The 18,239-nt window shown below is 44.8% G+C and carries 12 protein-coding genes and 1 pseudogene; 1 reads left to right on the forward strand and 12 read right to left on the reverse strand.

What is annotated here, in order from left to right; genetic code table 11:
- Nucleotides 1-376: 376 nt before the first annotated feature.
- Nucleotides 377-626: pseudogene (locus ACED48_RS19590) on the forward strand (hypothetical protein).
- 161 nt (nucleotides 627-787) lie between these two features.
- On the opposite strand, the gene ACED48_RS19595 reads toward ACED48_RS19590, so the two are convergent.
- From ACED48_RS19595 to ACED48_RS19650, 12 genes are all read right to left on the reverse strand, one after another.
- Nucleotides 788-1,273: a hypothetical protein gene (locus tag ACED48_RS19595; RefSeq protein WP_004731489.1), complete on the reverse strand. Its 486-nt coding sequence runs from the start codon at nucleotides 1,271-1,273 to the stop codon at nucleotides 788-790.
- A 112-nt stretch (nucleotides 1,274-1,385) separates the two neighbouring features.
- Nucleotides 1,386-1,940 carry a cupredoxin family protein gene (locus tag ACED48_RS19600; RefSeq protein ID WP_017058136.1) on the reverse strand — a complete coding sequence of 185 codons (555 nt, stop codon included), beginning with the start codon at nucleotides 1,938-1,940 and terminating at the stop codon, nucleotides 1,386-1,388.
- Between the two features lie 107 nt (nucleotides 1,941-2,047).
- Nucleotides 2,048-5,191: an efflux RND transporter permease subunit gene (locus ACED48_RS19605; protein WP_017058135.1), complete on the reverse strand. Its 3,144-nt coding sequence runs from the start codon at nucleotides 5,189-5,191 to the stop codon at nucleotides 2,048-2,050.
- On the reverse strand, nucleotides 5,188-6,930 hold the full coding sequence (locus ACED48_RS19610) for an efflux RND transporter periplasmic adaptor subunit (RefSeq protein WP_017058134.1): 1,743 nt from the start codon (nucleotides 6,928-6,930) through the stop codon (nucleotides 5,188-5,190). Before ACED48_RS19610 ends, ACED48_RS19605 begins: the two co-directional genes overlap by 4 nt.
- A gap of 11 nt (nucleotides 6,931-6,941) precedes the next feature.
- Nucleotides 6,942-8,384, reverse strand: a complete 1,443-nt coding sequence (locus ACED48_RS19615) for a TolC family protein (protein WP_017058133.1) — start codon at nucleotides 8,382-8,384, stop codon at nucleotides 6,942-6,944.
- Nucleotides 8,385-8,483: 99 nt separating this feature from the next.
- Entirely contained in the window at nucleotides 8,484-8,948 is a 465-nt protein-coding gene (locus tag ACED48_RS19620; protein WP_017058132.1) for a hypothetical protein, read from the reverse strand.
- Nucleotides 8,949-9,211: 263 nt separating this feature from the next.
- The gene (locus tag ACED48_RS19625; protein WP_032547980.1) at nucleotides 9,212-10,324 is read right to left on the reverse strand and encodes an NADH:flavin oxidoreductase; all 1,113 of its coding nucleotides are present in this window, start codon (nucleotides 10,322-10,324) and stop codon (nucleotides 9,212-9,214) included.
- Nucleotides 10,325-10,582: 258 nt separating this feature from the next.
- The gene (locus ACED48_RS19630) at nucleotides 10,583-11,395 is read right to left on the reverse strand and encodes a crotonase/enoyl-CoA hydratase family protein (RefSeq protein ID WP_017058130.1); all 813 of its coding nucleotides are present in this window, start codon (nucleotides 11,393-11,395) and stop codon (nucleotides 10,583-10,585) included.
- 223 nt (nucleotides 11,396-11,618) lie between these two features.
- Entirely contained in the window at nucleotides 11,619-13,613 is a 1,995-nt protein-coding gene (gene fhuB, locus ACED48_RS19635) for a Fe(3+)-hydroxamate ABC transporter permease FhuB (protein WP_017058129.1), read from the reverse strand.
- Complete coding sequence (locus ACED48_RS19640) at nucleotides 13,613-14,551, reverse strand: iron-siderophore ABC transporter substrate-binding protein (RefSeq protein ID WP_017058128.1); 939 nt, start codon at nucleotides 14,549-14,551, stop codon at nucleotides 13,613-13,615. The genes fhuB and ACED48_RS19640 overlap by 1 nt, the downstream gene beginning before the upstream one ends.
- Nucleotides 14,552-14,634: 83 nt before the next feature.
- Nucleotides 14,635-16,758: a TonB-dependent siderophore receptor gene (locus ACED48_RS19645; RefSeq protein ID WP_017058127.1), complete on the reverse strand. Its 2,124-nt coding sequence runs from the start codon at nucleotides 16,756-16,758 to the stop codon at nucleotides 14,635-14,637.
- Between the two features lie 207 nt (nucleotides 16,759-16,965).
- Nucleotides 16,966-17,874: an AraC family transcriptional regulator gene (locus ACED48_RS19650; RefSeq protein WP_017058126.1), complete on the reverse strand. Its 909-nt coding sequence runs from the start codon at nucleotides 17,872-17,874 to the stop codon at nucleotides 16,966-16,968.
- Nucleotides 17,875-18,239: the final 365 nt, after the last annotated feature.

The raw sequence follows: 18,239 nt of genomic DNA on the forward strand, positions 1-18,239 counted from the left end.
ACCTCAGCCTTCCAAGCTGATGATGCGGGTTCGATTCCCGCTGCACGCTCCAACTTCTTCTTAAGCTTCATTACGTGTTTTCTTCCAGCGATACCCTATTCAAAAACTTTCTCCATTAGTTAGGTCCATAGTCATTAAATCTATCTTGATTAAACTTATTTTGTTTAAGCTTAGATTAACGAATCAACGTTAATAGACCAACCAAAGCTATTAACTCCTTAAATCGCTTCGTATTTCTGACAGCTATCTAAATCACACATTGCAGCTCAACTTTTAATGATTTTCAAAATTGTTCCAATTTAATAATCTTGGTCAATATCCGAAAAATCAGTTGTGTTAATGTGCGCGCATTAGCAACAACCCATAAATAATAAAAATGTTTAAAAGCAATGAGTTAACAATTAACATCGAAGCAATTAATGTCGCGCTGGCAAAAGTTGAAAAATGCCAATAAAATTCAGCTAGATACATTGAAAGGTTATGTGAACAGCGAGGCTGTACTGGCTTTTCGATCGCTGAATGAAGCAGAATCAATCGACGACAAGTTTAAAAAGGTCATGGCAGAGCTGCCGCACCTGAGCGGCGAAGCACACCACCTGCTTGAAACTTCTATCTTGCTACAGTGATTCTAACTACAGATAAGCCTCAGCCAATACAAGTTAGTTCATGTATTCCTGAACAGGTTGAGACTTATCTTTAACTGGTCACAATGTTTAACCAATGACTTAGCTGCCACACAAAGCTGTGCTGATAGGTTGAAATGAGTTGGTGATGTAACGCCCTCGAATTACTCCCAGAAGTTCCACCACTTTTTGCTGTTTTCTTCACGCTGCTGTTGGCCTTTCTCTGACCCTTTTCCTTCTTCTTTACGCTCTTGTTCCGCTTTCTTGTCTTTCTGCTTTTCTAATCCCGACTTTTCTTCGTCATTATCCATATCATCTTCAAGCTTTTCTTTCTTATCTTTGAGCTTCTCTTTACTCTCTTCGAGGGCTTCTTTCTCGTCTTCCAAATCGTCGAGTTCTTTATCTAGTTTCTGCTTATCTTTTTTGTTCTTACTTTTTTTCGCTTTCTTATTTTTCTCTTCGATCATTGAATCAAGCTGCTTCTCACGATCATCAATTTCGCCTTCAACTTTTTTAGCCTCAGCGAGCGTTTTCACTTCTTCTAAATCGGGCTTACCTTTACCAGCCCACTCAGGTTTAGCAGCAATGCTGTGGGTCGACCACGTTATTAAAGCCCCCGTTACTGCAAGTACTAGAACTGTCTTATTCATCCTTAAACTCCTATTCCTATAGTCTTTTAAAGCTAATACCTAAATAGCACTAAAACAAGGTAGCCATACCTAACACTCATCCCTTTGAACTAGATATGGCTTGTGTATCACCTTATAGCGTTAACGACTTCACCATACCCGCTTCAGCGTGACCAGGAATATTGCACGCGAACTCTACGTTATTATCACCATGGAAATGCCACAACAATTGCTTCGCTTTACCCGGTTTAACCGTAACTGTGCTACCCGAGTCATGAGCGTGATTACCCATATTTTTCATCATTTCACGGTGCTCTAATTGCTCTGAAGCAGAACCAATCGAGAATTCATGATCAATCTTACCGGTGTTCATCACAACGAACTGCACCACGTCGTTCGGCTCAATATCAACCTTGTTCTTAAATGTGATTTTCATATCGTCACTTAGCAGAACATGAACCACTTTATCCGGCTTTGCGCCTGTCGCAGGCATACCCACTTCAGACATGCCTTCCATATTCATCATCGAATGGTCCATCTTTCCATCCTTCATCATGCTGTGATCCATTTTTGAATGATCCATCTCTCCAATCTTCATCATCGAGTGATCCATATTCGAATGGTCCATTTCAGCAAAAGCCGTTGCAGTAGTTAACGTCAGTGCAATCGCAATAAATGTCTTTTTCATGATCGTTCCTTAGATTAATTCAGTTATTTATTTGTTAGTTTCACATGTTCATGTGGTACGCCCTTACTCACTCTGTTTTTGGTCAGTAAGGGCTAATAATCAATACGTTATTTGTTTGGTTCGTTTTGGCTATGCGTAATCTCACGCTGTTTCCAGAGCTTAAAGATTGCAGGCAACACCAGTAGGGTAAGCAATAGTGCAGACGCCATTCCGCCTATCATCGGCGCAGCAATTCGCTGCATCACTTCAGAGCCCGTTCCCTCGCCATACATAATTGGGATGAGGCCAATGATCACCGTAAGTACTGTCATCATCACTGGGCGAACACGCAGTCCTGCACCCTCACGAATCGCATCCGTTAAGTCTTCACTCTGAAGTGCTTGCTGGTTCTGCTCCGCATCCAATTTCTTGTAGTGCCATGCTTGATTTAGGTAGACCAACATAATGACGCCTATCTCAACAGCTACCCCGGCAAGGGCGATAAAGCCCACACCCACCGCAATCGAGAAGTTGTAATTGAGGACATGCATCAGCCATAGGCCGCCAACCATCGCGAGTGGCAATGTCAGCATGATCATCATCACCTCACCAACACGGCGGAAGCTTAGATAGAGCAACAACATGATGATGGCGATGGTGATTGGCACAACGACACTCAAACGCTCCTTCGCACGCTCCATGTATTCGTATTGACCAGACCACGCCAATGAATAACCCGCAGGCAAGACGATTTGATCTGTAACGATTTTTTGCGCCTCTGCCACATAAGAACCAAGGTCGCGACCTTCGATGTCAACGAACACCCAGCCATTAGGACGAGCATTCTCCGTTTTAATCATCGGAGGGCCATCTTCGTAACGAATATCTGCTACGTCCGATAGAGCGATACGAGCTCCATTTGGTGTTACTAACGGTAAGTTCTGCAGCTTGACGACAGAATCACGATAACTTTGTGGATAACGGACATTGATTGGATAACGCTCTAGCCCCTCAACGGTTTCGCCCACGTTCATGCCACCAACCGCAGTCGAGATAACCTGTTGCACTTCTTTAATGCTCAAGCCATATCGCGCAGCAGAACGACGTTTAATGTCTATCGTGACATAACGGCCACCCGCAACACGCTCAGCGTAGACAGAGGCCGTGCCACTGACACCATTCAAGATAGGTTCAAGTTGAGAGCCAATATCCTCAATCACGCTCAGATCTGGGCCTGCGATTTTGATACCAATTGGCGTTTTAATACCGGTCGCCAACATGTCGATACGCGTTTTGATTGGCATGACCCAAGCGTTGGTCAAACCGGGGAATTGAATCAGTTCATCAAACTCTTTACGCAGAGACTCAGTAGTGACACCGTCACGCCACTCATCTCGCGGTTTAAGCTGAATCACGGTTTCAATCATGGTCAGTGGTGCAGGATCGGTTGCTGTCTCTGCTCGGCCAATTTTGCCCCACGTGGTTTCGACTTCTGGAATGGTTTTAATGAGCTTGTTGGTTTGTTGCAACAACTCACGAGCCTTACCTATTGAGATCCCCGGATACGTGGTTGGCATGTACATCAAATCCCCTTCGTCCAAAGGAGGGATGAATTCACTACCAAGCTTACTGGTTGGGTAATAAGCAGACGCCATTAAGCCAAGTGCGATAACAATCATCACCTTTGGATATTTTAGGCTGAGATTTAGAAGCGGCTTGTACATCGCCACTAGGCTGCGGTTTACTGGATTTTTGTGTTCAGGTAGCACGTTGCCACGAATGAAGTAACCCATTAGCACAGGCACAAGCGTGATAGCCAAACCGGCTGCAGCGGCCATTGCATACGTCTTGGTAAACGCAAGTGGCGAGAACATCTTGCCCTCTTGCCCTTCTAGCGCGAACACAGGCACAAAACTCAAGGTAATGATAATCAGAGAGAAGAACAGCGGTGCGCCGACTTCTTCTGCCGCCTTACCAATCACTTGCCAACGGTTTTTGTCAGTGAGCGGAGTCCGTTCAATATGTTTATGAACGTTCTCAATCATCACTATGGCACCATCCACCATGGCGCCAATCGCAATCGCGATCCCGCCAAGAGACATAATGTTGGCGTTAATACCCTGCCAATGCATAACGATGAATGCGCCTAAGATACCGACAGGCAGACTTAGCACGATAACCAGTGATGATCGGATATGGAACAAGAACAGCGCACACACGACGGCGACCACGATGAACTCTTCAGCCAGCTTCTTCCAAAGGTTTTCAACGGCTGAATCAATCAAAGTAGAACGGTCATAAGTTGCGACAATCTCGACACCATCAGGTAAGCCAGCTTGCAGTTCAGCGAGCTTGGATTTCACCGAGTCGATCACTTCACTGGCATTTTCACCAAAGCGCATCACAATAACGCCGCCAACCGCTTCACCCTCACCATTGAGTTCCGAGATACCACGACGCATTTGTGGGCCAAGGTTAATGTCAGCAATGTCACCTAATAGCAGCGGAGTACCTTTGTCGGTCACTTTTAGCGGCAGAGATTGAATATCTTCGATGCTTGTCAGGTAACCGGTGGTACGAACCATATGTTCGGCTTCGGCAATCTCGACAACAGAAGCACCCGTTTCTTGGTTACCATCTTGGATCGCCTTGTTGACTTGCTGTAGCGTTAAGTCATAAGCACGTAATTTGGCAGGATCAATCGGTACTTGATACTGCTTCACCATGCCGCCGACAGTTGCGACTTCAGACACGCCTTCTACAGTTTGCAATTCATACTTCAAGAACCAATCTTGCAAACTACGAAGTTCCGCTAAGTCGTGCTGACCGGTTTTATCTTGCAACACGTAGCTGTAAACCCAGCCCACACCGGTTGCATCTGGCCCTAGTGTTGGCTTGGCACTCGATGGCAAGTTAGGTGCAACTTGGCTTAAGTACTCCAGCACTCGTGAACGTGCCCAGTACATATCAGTATCGTCATTGAAGATGATATAGACATAGGAATCACCAAAGAACGAGTAACCACGAACCGTTTCAGCACCCGGTACAGCTAACATGGCGGTGGTTAATGGATAAGTCACCTGATCCTCAACCACTTGTGGCGCTTGTCCCGGATAACTGGTTTTGATGATCACCTGAACGTCTGACAGATCTGGAATAGCATCGACCGGTGTATTTTTAACGCTGTATAAGCCGCCAAATACGATGGCGACAGTGGCAACCAGCACTAAGAAACGGTTGCTAATAGACCAGCGAATAATTGCATTGATCATAGTTCGCCCTCACCCGTGCTATTCGTCGGTTCGAGAGATTTGAGCACATAATCAGAACCTTGCTTCGCCACTAGAAACCGAATGGTTTGACCCTCGGCAAACTCAGATAAATCAAGGTCATCACTGGCTTGGAAATTCATTTCACCCGCTTTCCAATTCCACTCAGGGACTGGCTGATGTTTTACGGTGATCATGCCAAAATCTGCCATCAACATTGTAATGTCACCCGTTACCCAAACTTCGCCAGCGATCTTGTGTTTGTTGACCTTGTAATCAACAACCTCGTACTGCCCTGACTTTGTCTTTCTCATCTCAAAATCAATCGCCTTACCACGTTGCACGTCACTCATGTCCAAGCCTTCCGCAAAGGTGAAATTCATCACCATGCCCGGCCAATCCCATTCAGGAACAGGCTGATGGTTAATCGTCACCATGCGACTGCCTTGCATAACATCGGAAATTTCACCGTTTGCCCATACGGTTTCAGCTTCTTCCTCAACACCATTGATGCGTGACAGATCAGCAGATTGGCTCGATTCAGAATCCAACATGAAGTGCGCAGAAGTGACAATGTTTTCGCCTTGCTCTAGCCCTTGAACCACCTCTATTTTTTCGCCAGCTTCACGACCAACCTCAATACGAGCAGAACGATACTTGCCAGAACCTTCTGACATCACCACTCGAGTCATACCACCGGAGTGAATCACCGAAGATCTTGGGATAGTAAGAACGGCTTCATCACTAATAGGTTTCAACGCAATATTGGCGAACATATTCGGCTTAAGCTCGCCATTTGGATTGGAGAACTTCAAACGAACGCGCAAGGTTCGAGTTTTTGGATCAAGGATTGGGTACACGTAATCGACATTACCCAACCACTCTTTGCCGGGAATGGCATCTAGCGTCATCACCGCATTGCTGCCTGACGAGATCCAGTGCGCTTGACGCTCAAACACCTCAGCATCAACCCATACCTCGCCTAATGGGCCAGCACTGATCACCGCTTGTGCAGGTGAAAGGTAACCACCTTCTCGGATATTCAAACTTGCGATGACACCATCAGCTGGCGCTTTGACTTCAATGGTTTGTGAGGCTTTGCCTTTGCGCGTAATAGCGCGGATTTGAGTCTTATCAACACCCAAGGTAATTAAGCGTTCAGTCGAGCCCTTGATCAAACCTTTACGACCCGTTTTATAAGCACTGATCAACTCTTCTTGTGCTTTAACAAGCTCTGGAGAATAGAGTGTGAAAAGCACATCACCTTTGTTTACCTTCTCACCCACTGCGTTGATGTAGAGCTTCTCAACCCAACCAGAAACACGCACGTTGGTTTGCCACAATGTACTTTCATCGAACGCCACATAACCCACGGTTTCAATCCGAGGAGACAGCGCTTCGAACTTAACTTTCGCTGTTTTGACACCCAGATTATTTTCTACCGACGAATCAATAAACACGGTTCCGGGCTTATCTTTTGCTCCGCCGTTCACATCGTCAGCATACACAGGGATAAGATCCATCCCCATTGGTGACTGGCCCGGCTTATCACGCTGATAATTTGGGTCCATCGGAGCCACCCAATACAAAGGTTCATCCTTGGTTTGTTTACTTACTTCGGCACCTGTACTCGTTGCCATTGCTGACATGTCGTGTGCTGGATTAATTAGAAAATGGTTCACACCAAAACCCAATGCGCCACCGACCAATAAAGCGATTGTTGCTACTTTTACTGTATTCATTGTCTATTCCCCTATTGATTGGCTGTGTGTTTAGTTGCGCTTGAGTTGAGTTGTGGTTGGTTTACTTGGTATTCAAAGCCACTGACTAACGCCGCCAGTTTGCTGTTAACGATGTTGAGATCGGTGATCAAACGTTGTTGCTCTAACTGAAGCGCCAGCTCATCGGTCGTTGCTGAAATGACATCGTTAAACTGGGCGGTATTGTTTTGATAGCCCCTCTCAACCGCGCTGATTCGGGCTGCGGTTTGAGGAAGCAAGGACGTTTGATAGCGATCTAATCGCTGGATCAGATTTGATCTGTCCACCAGCAATGCATTCACTTGCGCGTTCATTTGGGAAAGTAAGGTGTCTTTTTGAGATTTAGCCGCACCAACTTTATACTGAGCAGCCGATAAGTTTTTATCTTGTCGGTTCCCTGTAAACAGCGGGATGTCGACTGTCAGATAAGCGCTCACAAGATCAGAAGCTGGTTCACCCGCCATGTTATTGGCTTGACGGTGTGCATACATCACTTCTACCCCAAACTGCGGGGTATAAGCTTGCTCGGCTAACTCAACCTGAGTCTGATTGGAGGAAATACTGACATCGGAGATCTTAACCAAAGGATGGTCAGTCAGTAACTGATAGTGCTTAGTTGAATCAATATTGGTCGCTAATTTGCTTTCCAACAACGACCAATCGATTTGGTTAGTTGCATTCAGTGTACCCTGAGAATCAAGAACCTGAGAGCCTAACCAATCAGATCCCAACCATTCGGAAAGCTGAGAGATTAAGCGGCGCTGAACTTGCTGGTTTGCCTGAAGTTTCTCATCAAGCTTGCTCACTTGAAGCTGAGCATTAAGCAGATCTTGCGCTTCACTTTTACCAATTGAGTAATTGGTTTGTACATAGTTTTCAAGCTCAACCAACAAGCGACGATTTTGACGAATCACTGACTCAGCATTTTGTTGATAACCTAACTCAAGCCAAAGCTGCGTCATGCTATTCGCAACCGTCAATTCTCTTGCTTGCACCTGCAAAGCTAAAGCATCTGCCTGTTGGCCTGCCTTTTTCTGTTGAAGGTTAAGCGTATCGCCACGCTCAAACTGCTGCATCAGCCCTACCGATATATTGGTCATCGGGTCTTGGTCGAATTGAAAGCTATCGACAGGCAAACCGCCAAATCCAACTTTTAATTTCGGGTCCATTAAGGTCGAGTTGGCAATGCCCGTTTCTCGCATCGCTTGAGACTGAGCAAAGTACTGTTTGCGATTTCCATCTTCGCTTAAAGCAATCTCAATCAGTGTATTGAGTTGCTGCGTCGAGCTTGCTTGGTCATGTGATGAAATGTGTTGAGCATTTGAAGCTGACGCCGTGGTAGCCGCGAGCGTAGCACTTGAAAACAAGGCCATAGGCAAGGTAGCAGCAACCACTAAGCTCGTGTTCATGACAAACACAGAGGTTGTTGGTTTCATATTCACAATGAATGTCCATATCTAGCGCTAATTAGCGCATAAAAAAGAATGGCTTATCAGATTTATCTAACTGATAGAGCTGTATTTTTAGATATAGATTTATGCGGAAGGTGGGCGTAGAAAAGATTGAGCGCGTGCGACTTTCTGGCCAATCGTGACCGATTGAAAACGAGCTAATGAAAAGGAAAGTTGATCAACGGCTTGAACAGCCTGAATTGGATAGGGACTTGCAGAACACATTGAGGCACAGCAATCGGCACTCGAACAATGGTTACCCATCATCGGACTGCCGTCTTCGCTCATTGAAGACATATCGAATTGAGCCATCAAAGCATGGGCACTCATGTTAGAGTCTTCAGCGTGTACTTCTTCACTCATCACATGACACCCTGCCATTGAATCATTAACCGAAGTATCGCTGTGGTAACAAGCCGACTTGCTCGACCCCATTTCCATCATCATTACTTCAGTCATCAAGGCTGAGGAGCTTGAGGCATAGCTAGACATCAACATCGCAATGATGCTGAAAACAATAATCCAAGTTTTTCGGAATGTGTTTGTCATAGCTTACCTTTGAATTTACAACGCAACTATAAACGTTCCCCTTAGGGTAAGGTCAACGATGAAGTACAAATATTTGATTAAACTGGTAGTAACTGCTGAATAGATCAACAAAAAGAACACTCAATAAGCGAGAAGTGTGACTAATAAGATTTAAAATATCGTTTACGGAAGGCTGATACAAATATGAGCCTGAGGTATTACACAGGCTCCAACTTTTAGACTCAGTTATAGATTTGGCTCACGCTTATATCTAAGTCCAGAGGTTAAATACGAGAAAGCTGTACTTTTCTGTCTTTGTTGACCACGCAAAAGTTGCCGCGCTTAGTGCGACACTTAGAGCATCGTTCACATTCTACAGGGCTTCTATCCCCTTCCTTCCAACGCTTAACTAAATGGGGTTCAGACAGCAGCGGTCTTGAAAGGGCGAAGTACTCAATGCCCGTGTTGTTTGCAATCGCTTCGATAGCATCAAAATCTGTAAGGCCACCAACCGTGATCACTGGGATATTAACGTCTTGACTGATCGCGTGGCCATATTCGTGGAAGTATCCTTCAGCTTGAATGGTAAAACCATCGTGCGACTCGCCAATCATAGTGTCTGCTTTACCATGAATATTACCTGACACCACAATGCCATCCACGCCCACTTGTGCAAGCTTTTTACACACAATACGTGTTTCGTCGAAGGTCACGCCACCTTCAAAAAACTCCGAAGCTGTAAGCTTAACCAAGATAGTGAAATCATCACCCACTAGCTTGCGCGTCGCGGTATAGATCTCTAACAAGAATCTCATGCGGTTTTCTAAGCTACCGCCGTACTCATCTTCACGTTGGTTGTAGTAAGGGCTTAAGAACTGATTAATCAGGTAAGTGTGAGCGGCATGAATTTCAACGCCATCAAAACCTGACTTCTGTGCTCTCAAAGACGCTTGAGCAAAGGCATCAACAATGTAGTCGATCTCATCTTTGGTCATCGCTTTGCCTAGTGTGTGAGTTCCTTTTTCTGGAACCTCACTTGGTGCGTAGATCACTCGTTCGCCAAGATCATGCGTGGTTTTGGTGCCACCATAAGCCAATTGCATCACGATTTTAGAATCGTTGTCGTGGACGAGTTGAGTCAGCTTTTTGTATTCCTCGATAAACGAGTCGTTATACATCCCCATCATGCCTGCATTCGGCTTTTCTTCTTCAACGATGTTCGCGTAACCCGTCACGATCAGGCCGACTTCACCTTGAGCCAACTCTTCATAGATAGCGTACAGTTTATCTGTCATATGCCCGTCTTCGTTGGCCATATTTTCCCACGTTGCACTTCTCATGAAGCGGTTCTTTAGTGTCATCTTGCCAATGTGGGTTTCTGTAAACAAAGTGCTCAAGTATCTTCCTCTCAAAATCGTATTACGCGAGTTACCCATCAAGCATGGGCACTGATTCAGGCGGATACTACAGATAATAAGACGAGGAAAACTTAATCTAGATTAAGAGAGCGGCGCGTTAGTATAAAAAACGTTCATTTCCATAAACAGCTTTATTCAGTTTGATCGGGTCCATTATCTATCGTTCAGAAAAGTTTTTTTCCTTGTAGATACCAACCTTGAAAGCACAACCAACGATCACTCTTATACCAGTAATTACTATTTAAATTTCCTCGCTACATAAGAACGTGGTTTGTCACGGTTCATTTCACGCTGAGCGGCAATCGCTCTGTTCTTACCTAGCCCTACCTTTATCTGATACCAAGTCTCATAAAATACAGCCATGCCAGGGCTTGACCACCAAGTCTTGTTGTAGAGTTTCTTGTTAGCAGCGACAACATCTGGCGATCGGTTCGCGCATTCCAGTGCCAATGCATAAGCTTCAGCATAAGGATCTTCGGCTATTTTTGTGACAAGCCCATACTCCTTTGCGGTTTTACTGTCGATCACCTTGGCGGTCATCGCCATCTCTAGGGTGTGATCTTTACGCATCAGCTCTCTAAAGGCGATTGCGCCTCCCATGTCTGGAATCAAACCCCACTTTGCTTCCAATATCGAGAAGTTCGCATCAGGACTAGCAATTCTAAAATCACCACCACTGACCAATTGAAGTCCACCTCCCCAGCAACGACCATGAATCGCAAAAATAACAGGACACGGAATATCTCGCCAACCCAGCGAAAAGCGCTGCGCTGCATTGGGTAATGTGGGAAACCATTTGAACAAAAGCTTCATTGCGCCAGACTTACTGGTCAACAGAGATTTAATATCAAGCCCTGAACAAAAATCAGCCCCATTGCCTTTCACTATCACGGCGCGAATCTCGGTGTTCTTTTTCAGCTGATTCACCATGTTATTCACACCTTGGAACATTGCCATGTCAATAGCATTGAGCTTATCGGGTCGATTCAGCACAACCGTGGCAATTTTATTTTCATCAATGGAACAAGTAATACGATCGAGGTTTGGCATGATAGCTACCTTCAGAGTGGTCAGACCTTTAGGTTATACATTTTATTAACATATGCCAAACTTGCACATTAAGAAGCGAGACCTGCGTTGCTTAACGCCTCTCCCTTACATAAACGACATCAACAAAAAAAAGCAGTGATGGCTCGCTCCATTCACTGCTTTTCGTTCGTAGCTTTATTGCCAATAGCTTTGATTACCAATGGCTTTAGGTCCTGATCAGAAGCTATGTTCTTCGAGATTTCAATAACAAGAAGATGAAATAACTGCCACCAATAATGGAAACTAACGTCCCTGCAGCGAGTTGAGCTGGGAATACCACCACTTGCCCTAACCAGTCAGCAAACAACATTAAGGCAGCACCAATTAAAAACGACAAGATAATCTGTTTTCTAACCAAACGAGCCCCCACCATGGCCGCGATATGCGGAGCCAGTAACCCGACAAATGCAACGGGCCCCATTGTGGTGGTGACTACCGAACATAAGATGGCGACGATACACAATAAAGAAGCATACGCTATTGAGATATTTAGGCCTCGCGCGCTCGCAAACTGACGGCCTGTGGCTATTAACGTCACCCAACGACTCAACAGTACAGCGGCACCAATACACACAGTGATCACGATAGCCATGATCGTTGCCGACTCAGGTTCAACACGATAGGTAGAACCTGCCAACCAAGCCAATAAGGTGTATTTCCCTTCTCCCACTCGCGTTAAAGAGAATTGTACTAAAGCCTCTAACACTGCGGTCAGCGAAATACCCGTCAGGATTAGGATAGACGGCGCAAACTGATGTTTCTTACCAAGAAATAGTAATAGGCACAGCGACATTGCACTGCCTAAAAACGCAATCCAAGGGCTCAACGAGTGAATCGAATAGCCCATGAATAAACTGCTGAAAATCAAAGCTAAAACAGCGCCCGCGGATACCCCAAGGATGTCTGGGCTCGCTAGTGGGTTGTAGACTAACCTTTGCAAGATCACTCCTGCGACAGCCAAACCGCCACCAGCGAATATCGCCGTTAACATTCTAGGCCAGCGAATAGACCACTCAAACGCGTCTGGAATAACAAAGTAGCCCATATCAGAAGAAGGCTGTGAGAGCGTGCTTAATGCCAGTAACCCAAAGATCATCGTGCCCAATAGAGAGTAAGCCAACGGTGAAATAGACTTTGGCCCCTCAGGCATCGAGAAAAATAACTGATCTTGAGCGGACATCTGCTTGCGAGCAATAATGATCAAAGCTGGAGCGCCAATCACCGCGGTTGTGGTACCCGTTGGAATCATATCCACAGACCATTGAGCCAAAAAGATAGATAAACTGTCTGTAGTACAAAGTAGTAAAGCACCTAATAGACAACTTGCGATCAGTTCGGATTTCGCTTTTAAGAAGCCAAAGTGCCTCGCGATATTAGGGGCGATCAAACCGATAAAACTGATCACGCCTACCGAGGTAATCGATACCGACACCAACCAAACGCCGACTGCCATTAATACAAAAAATGTTGCACCAATATTGAGGCCGCGCGCAGCAGCCCCTTCCGTACCGATTGAAAGCAGGGTCAAAACTCGTGGTGCCAACAAAAATATGGCAAAAATCGGCACTAACTTAGGTATTAACCACAACACTTGTTCCCAGCCATTTTGCCCTAAATCACCCGCCCCCCACACAAACAAGTTCTGTGCGTACTGGTCGTTAAGCAGAATAATCGCCGTTGCAAATGCCCCTAGCAACAAGTTAACCGCCATACCCGCCAAGACAATGGGCAAGCCGCTCATGTTTTTGATACCAACAATGGAAACAATAAGCCCCATTGCTAGCAGTGCGCCAATCAACGCAAACCAGACTGAGTATTGCGCCACCAGCATAGGAGCGACTACATTCAATATGACCAGGCCAAGCCAGGCCCCTGACGATGTACCTAACGTTAACGGAGACATCATGCGATTCTGAGTCAACTGTTGGAAAAGGCTTCCTATTGTGCCGAGTGTGCCGCCTACCAAGATAGTCATAACTAACCGAGGCAAGTTGACATACAACAAGGCCATCAGCTCAAATGAGTCATCAACCATTGCGTTCAGCGTAGCGCGATCACTCACCTGTGAGAGTAACAAGATAAGCTCACCAATCGGGCCAAATTCCGACTGTCCTAACCATAAATGAGCAAGGGCAGCGAAAAACAAAGCTGCCCCGACCATTAAACCACTGATTTTCATTACTGCTCAGCTAGCTTCAATAGCGATTTCGCCATGACTTCTGCGTTATATAGGATCGACATCGCGCCACCATAGCTCCAACTTGCTTCTACCGCGCTCACTTGATGATTTCGCACAAAAGGCATGCTCTTCCATATTGGCGAACGGTTTAACTTGTCTTGATATGGAAAGGGTTCAAAGTAAAGTGCAACACCACTTTCCACGTTCTTAAGATCGGTCATCCGCTTTTGGTTGATACCCCACTGACTGGCAGGAAGCTCCATCTCGTTTTCAAAACCGAGCTTCTCCAATGCGTATTGTGGAATCGAGTTGTCGCCATAAATGAACACCGAAGTGGTGCTCGCAAAACGGAAAGAAGTGACTTTAGGTTTGTCGCCCGGATACGCTTTATCTAATTCAGCCTTCAGAACAGCAATACGTTCTTCCATCGCAGCGAGTTTACTATTCGCTTGTTCTTGTTTGCCAAGCAAGTGACCAATCTTCTTGAAGTTTTCAATGGCAGCCGCGGCATTGCTGTGGTGTTCACTGTATGTTTGGTAATAAAGTACTGGCGCGATTTCAGAAAGACGCGCCTGAAGATCTTTTTGAGGTGAAGCGATAAGAATCACATCTGGGTTGAGCTTCTTAAGCGCAGAAAAGTTTGGTTCAGTTCGAGTCCCTACATCGGTCACACCTTCAGGAATCGCAGGTTGAACAACCCAATCGCTGTAGCCTGCAATATCAGGCACCGCGACTGGCGTAACTCCCAGCTCGATAACTTGCTCTGCGATATCCCAGTTCAGTGCAACAACTCTTGTAGGTTGAGCCGGTAATGTTTTATTTCCCTCGCTATCCTGAACTTGAAAGCCTGCGATGACTTGAGCGGACAACAACAAGCACAACGAAGTAACAATCATATTAATTTTAGAAAAACGGGATGTAAAAGAGTTGATTTTCATATCACCACTACAACTTTGAAATATTTTCTCTATAACGACAAAGCAGCCCACACAGGCTGCTTAAGTTTATTAACTCAAGTTAACTAAAACTCGTAGTTCACACTGATCTCCACAGACTGCTCAGCACCAAACCAACAATTGGACTGGTCGTAACACGCATAATATTCTTCATTGAAAATATTGTTCACTGCTAGGTTGGCAGTCGCTCCCAATAAAGTCTCACTTGCTGCACCCAAGTCATAACCAATAGACAAGTCAACCACAGTATACGACGGTACTTTCCCTTGGGTATTTGTTGCATCCATTTGCATTTCCGCAACGTAGCGCGCACCAGCACTCAACCGAGAACCGGCTAATACTCCACTGAATACGTTGTAGTTAGCCCATACGTTTGCAGTATGTTCAGGTACGTAGATTGGTGTTGTTCCTTCTAAACCATTGCTAGAATCTTCTGTGATTTCCATGTCAGCGTAGGTATAAGCTGCCGCAATATCGAAATTTTCCGTTGCGAACCAACGTCCTGATAATTCAGCACCTTGCGATACAACTTCACCCACTTGAATTTTTGGCCCATAAACATTAGTTGGATCTGTCATCAACATGTCTTGCTTCACAATATGGAATAAAGAAACGGTGGCTTCTTTCGACATATCGTCAGACAGGTATTTGACGCCAATTTCAGCTTGCTGAGCATTTTCAGGGTCAAACTCATTACCAGATTTATCAACGCCCGGAGCTGGTTCAAAGCTAGTCGCGTAGCTTGCAAATGGCGCGAGTCCATTATCAAACTGATACAAACCACCCAAACGATAAGTAAACTGTTTATGGTCAGACTCATGAGCGTAGTATTCACTTTCCGATTTGTAGTGGTCAAATCGTGCGCCAGCAATAAGCACTAACGCGTCTAAACGAACTTGATCTTGAACGTAGAAACCAAGCTGGCTCGACGTTGTGTCATCCAGGTACTCGTTACCCTTAGTAACGTCATTACGATCTAGTAGGTCGTTGTTCGGATTCAATGGGTCAAAACTATTAAAACCGCTTCCACTAGCGCTGTAAGAGGAGTAGTTAACGTTACCATCCATATCTTGGTAATCTAAACCAAGTAATAAGTTGTGTTCTACTGAACCAACATCAACGATACCGCTCAACTGGTTATCAATGACAAAACCTTTAAAGCTTTCACCTGTTGAATAAAGAGCTCGGGCTAATTGATTTGGTGTGCTTGGATCGTAACTAATATGATATGTGTTCTCTTGATATAGAGATGCATCGGTATAGCGAGCGTTCTGTAAGAATGTCCAATTGTTATTGAAGTCATGGTTAATTTTATAGCCAATCATCAACACTTCACGTTCAAACGTACTCCAATTCTTATCCCCCACAGAAACTGATGGATCACTCGCCTTAAGCACCTCTATAGGCATTGAAGAGTTGATACCCATTGAAGGATCGTCTTGATAGTAGAGATTAAAGTTGATTAGTGTTTTTTCATTTACTTGCCAATCAACAGATGGTGCAATTAAGTAGCGCTCTTCTTCAGCGTTATCGACTTGGCTATCTTGCTTACGAGCCAAAGCAATCAGACGATATGAAAAATCACTGTCACCAAACTGACCTGTAGTATCAATAGATGCTTCTTGCAGATTTCGAGAGCCTGTCGCAACACCAACCTTGGTTGACTGTTCAGTTTGTGGCGCTTTGGCTATCATGTTCACCATCCCACCCGGCGGCATCGCTCCATAAAGCACAGAAGTAGGCCCTTTGAATATTTCGACTTGTTGCATTGCAATCGGATCAATTTGCGGTTGTAAGTTCCAACCATTCAAATGTTGAAGTGAGAGGCCATCGTAATAGTTGACATTATTAGTCTTAAAACCGCGGATTGAGTACGAGTCAAACATAGCGACTGAACCACCACGACTTTCAGTCACAACACCAGGCGCATAACGAAGGGCTTGGTTCAAAGATTGAACACCTCGTTGCTCTAACTGTTCCTCATCAATAACCGTAATGCCCTGCGGCGTTTCTTCTGGCTCAAGTGCCGATTTCGTAGCTGTATTTCGGTAGGCTTTGCCGAGAACAGTGACAGTTTCTATATTAGACTTTGCCGTCGTAACGGTTTCTTCCGCCAACGCTTGTGCAGAGAGCGCCGTCAGCAACGCAACAGCAAGTGATGAATACTTAAAACGGGTGTGAGTGGTCATAATTCCCTCGGATACCAATGCTTAATACAAATAATAATAAATCTCATTTGCATTGTATGTATCTATGAATGGGATAATTAACAATTTGGTGCAAATTTAAAAAGAACTTGATTCAATTTGATTGAAAATCAGCCAATTGGCAACAAAAACCACAATTGGCCTCATTGGAAGGAAGGTTTTACAGGAAGATAATGAGTAAATATATGATTATGGTTTAATAATAGGAACCCAGTATTCCATTTCAGCATCAGCGGCATTTGCTTGGTAGCCAAGTGGGTACACTTCGAGTTCATAGCCGTCCACACCACGATATCCTGAACTTGGAAGCCAATTCAGCACAAGCCAGCTTAAAGTATGCCGCAAGTTCTCAATAGGCCCACAATGTTTAACAACTGCGTAGGTTTGCTTCGGGATAGTCAATACCTCTAATTTATCAGAGATAATACTCGGTAGTTGAGGGATTGAAATTCCATCAAGTAACTCAACCCCAGCCCAATAATGAATATTCGTGCCATCAAAACAAGACTGAGTAAGATCTACGACCCCAACAAATTGAAGTGCGCTATCATGAGGAAGGGTAACTTCATATTCCAAGCGCGACCAAAGCCGAGGGACTTTTTGGGCAAAATCTTGCGTCAATGAAAACAAACCGCTGATTTCAGAGGTTATCCCTTTAACGAGGAAAGGCTCTCTTTCATCAATTCGCACTTCTACAAAGCTTAACGCCCTGTTTTCAGAAGTACTTTCTATTTTAGACACTTGTATCGGTTTTCTTAGTCCTACTCTTTTGCCCGCTTTTCTATACTGGCTTGGGCTAGACCCAAACATTTGCTTAAACGAGCGGCTAAAGCTTATTTCTGAATTGAATCCGAGCCCCAGTGCAATATCGATAACACGCTCTTTTCCATCAAGCAGAAGTTCTGCAGCTTGGCTTAGCTTTAGCTCTCTCACATAGTTAGCCACTGTCAGCCCAGTTTCAGCTTGAAACACTCTTTGCAGTTGCCAGCGAGACCAGCAGCTTTGTTTCGCAATATCTTCTAGCGATAACGCTGAGCTAAGGTTTGAATGGATATAAGCCAAAACGCGACTAATACGATCAAATGCTGGAGTGTTCATATTCAAGGTTTCATATTCTCTTTAGTTGGCAACGCCCTAGTTACACCAATACTTTTATCATTTAAAGAGGCTTTTATCACTCAAAAAGAACAGCCTCTATACCGCTTATAAATTCCCCCCAAAAACAGAAGCGGCTATAAATGCTCCATTTTGTATAGTTATCCTCAATTATGCTGCTTATGATAACGCAACTGATTCTCATTGCTTTCATTAAGCAGATTTATTGGTCTAGAGACAGGGCTGACATGTTTCAGCTTTCAAACATCAAAATCATTCGTGATGAGCGAACCATACTCTCAATTGACGATCTTCACCTTCTAGCTTCACCAAACACTTGGTATACAAAATGCTATTGAATCGTAATA

It is taken from the genome of Vibrio sp. 5S239, from assembly GCF_041439575.1.
Lineage (GTDB): Bacteria > Pseudomonadota > Gammaproteobacteria > Enterobacterales > Vibrionaceae > Vibrio > Vibrio kanaloae.

What these genes read in the sequence shown, in the direction of transcription:
- ACED48_RS19615 (WP_017058133.1), bottom strand. Translation starts at nt 8,384, where the DNA reads ATGAAACCAACAACCTCTGTGTTTGTCATGAACACGAGCTTAGTGGTT.
- ACED48_RS19640 (WP_017058128.1), bottom strand. Translation starts at nt 14,551, where the DNA reads ATGAAAATCAACTCTTTTACATCCCGTTTTTCTAAAATTAATATGATT.
- ACED48_RS19600 (WP_017058136.1), bottom strand. Translation starts at nt 1,940, where the DNA reads ATGAAAAAGACATTTATTGCGATTGCACTGACGTTAACTACTGCAACG.
- ACED48_RS19650 (WP_017058126.1), bottom strand. Translation starts at nt 17,874, where the DNA reads ATGAACACTCCAGCATTTGATCGTATTAGTCGCGTTTTGGCTTATATC.
- fhuB (WP_017058129.1), bottom strand. Translation starts at nt 13,613, where the DNA reads ATGAAAATCAGTGGTTTAATGGTCGGGGCAGCTTTGTTTTTCGCTGCC.
- ACED48_RS19620 (WP_017058132.1), bottom strand. Translation starts at nt 8,948, where the DNA reads ATGACAAACACATTCCGAAAAACTTGGATTATTGTTTTCAGCATCATT.
- ACED48_RS19595 (WP_004731489.1), bottom strand. Translation starts at nt 1,273, where the DNA reads ATGAATAAGACAGTTCTAGTACTTGCAGTAACGGGGGCTTTAATAACG.
- ACED48_RS19610 (WP_017058134.1), bottom strand. Translation starts at nt 6,930, where the DNA reads ATGAATACAGTAAAAGTAGCAACAATCGCTTTATTGGTCGGTGGCGCA.
- ACED48_RS19630 (WP_017058130.1), bottom strand. Translation starts at nt 11,395, where the DNA reads ATGCCAAACCTCGATCGTATTACTTGTTCCATTGATGAAAATAAAATT.
- ACED48_RS19605 (WP_017058135.1), bottom strand. Translation starts at nt 5,191, where the DNA reads ATGATCAATGCAATTATTCGCTGGTCTATTAGCAACCGTTTCTTAGTG.
- ACED48_RS19645 (WP_017058127.1), bottom strand. Translation starts at nt 16,758, where the DNA reads ATGACCACTCACACCCGTTTTAAGTATTCATCACTTGCTGTTGCGTTG.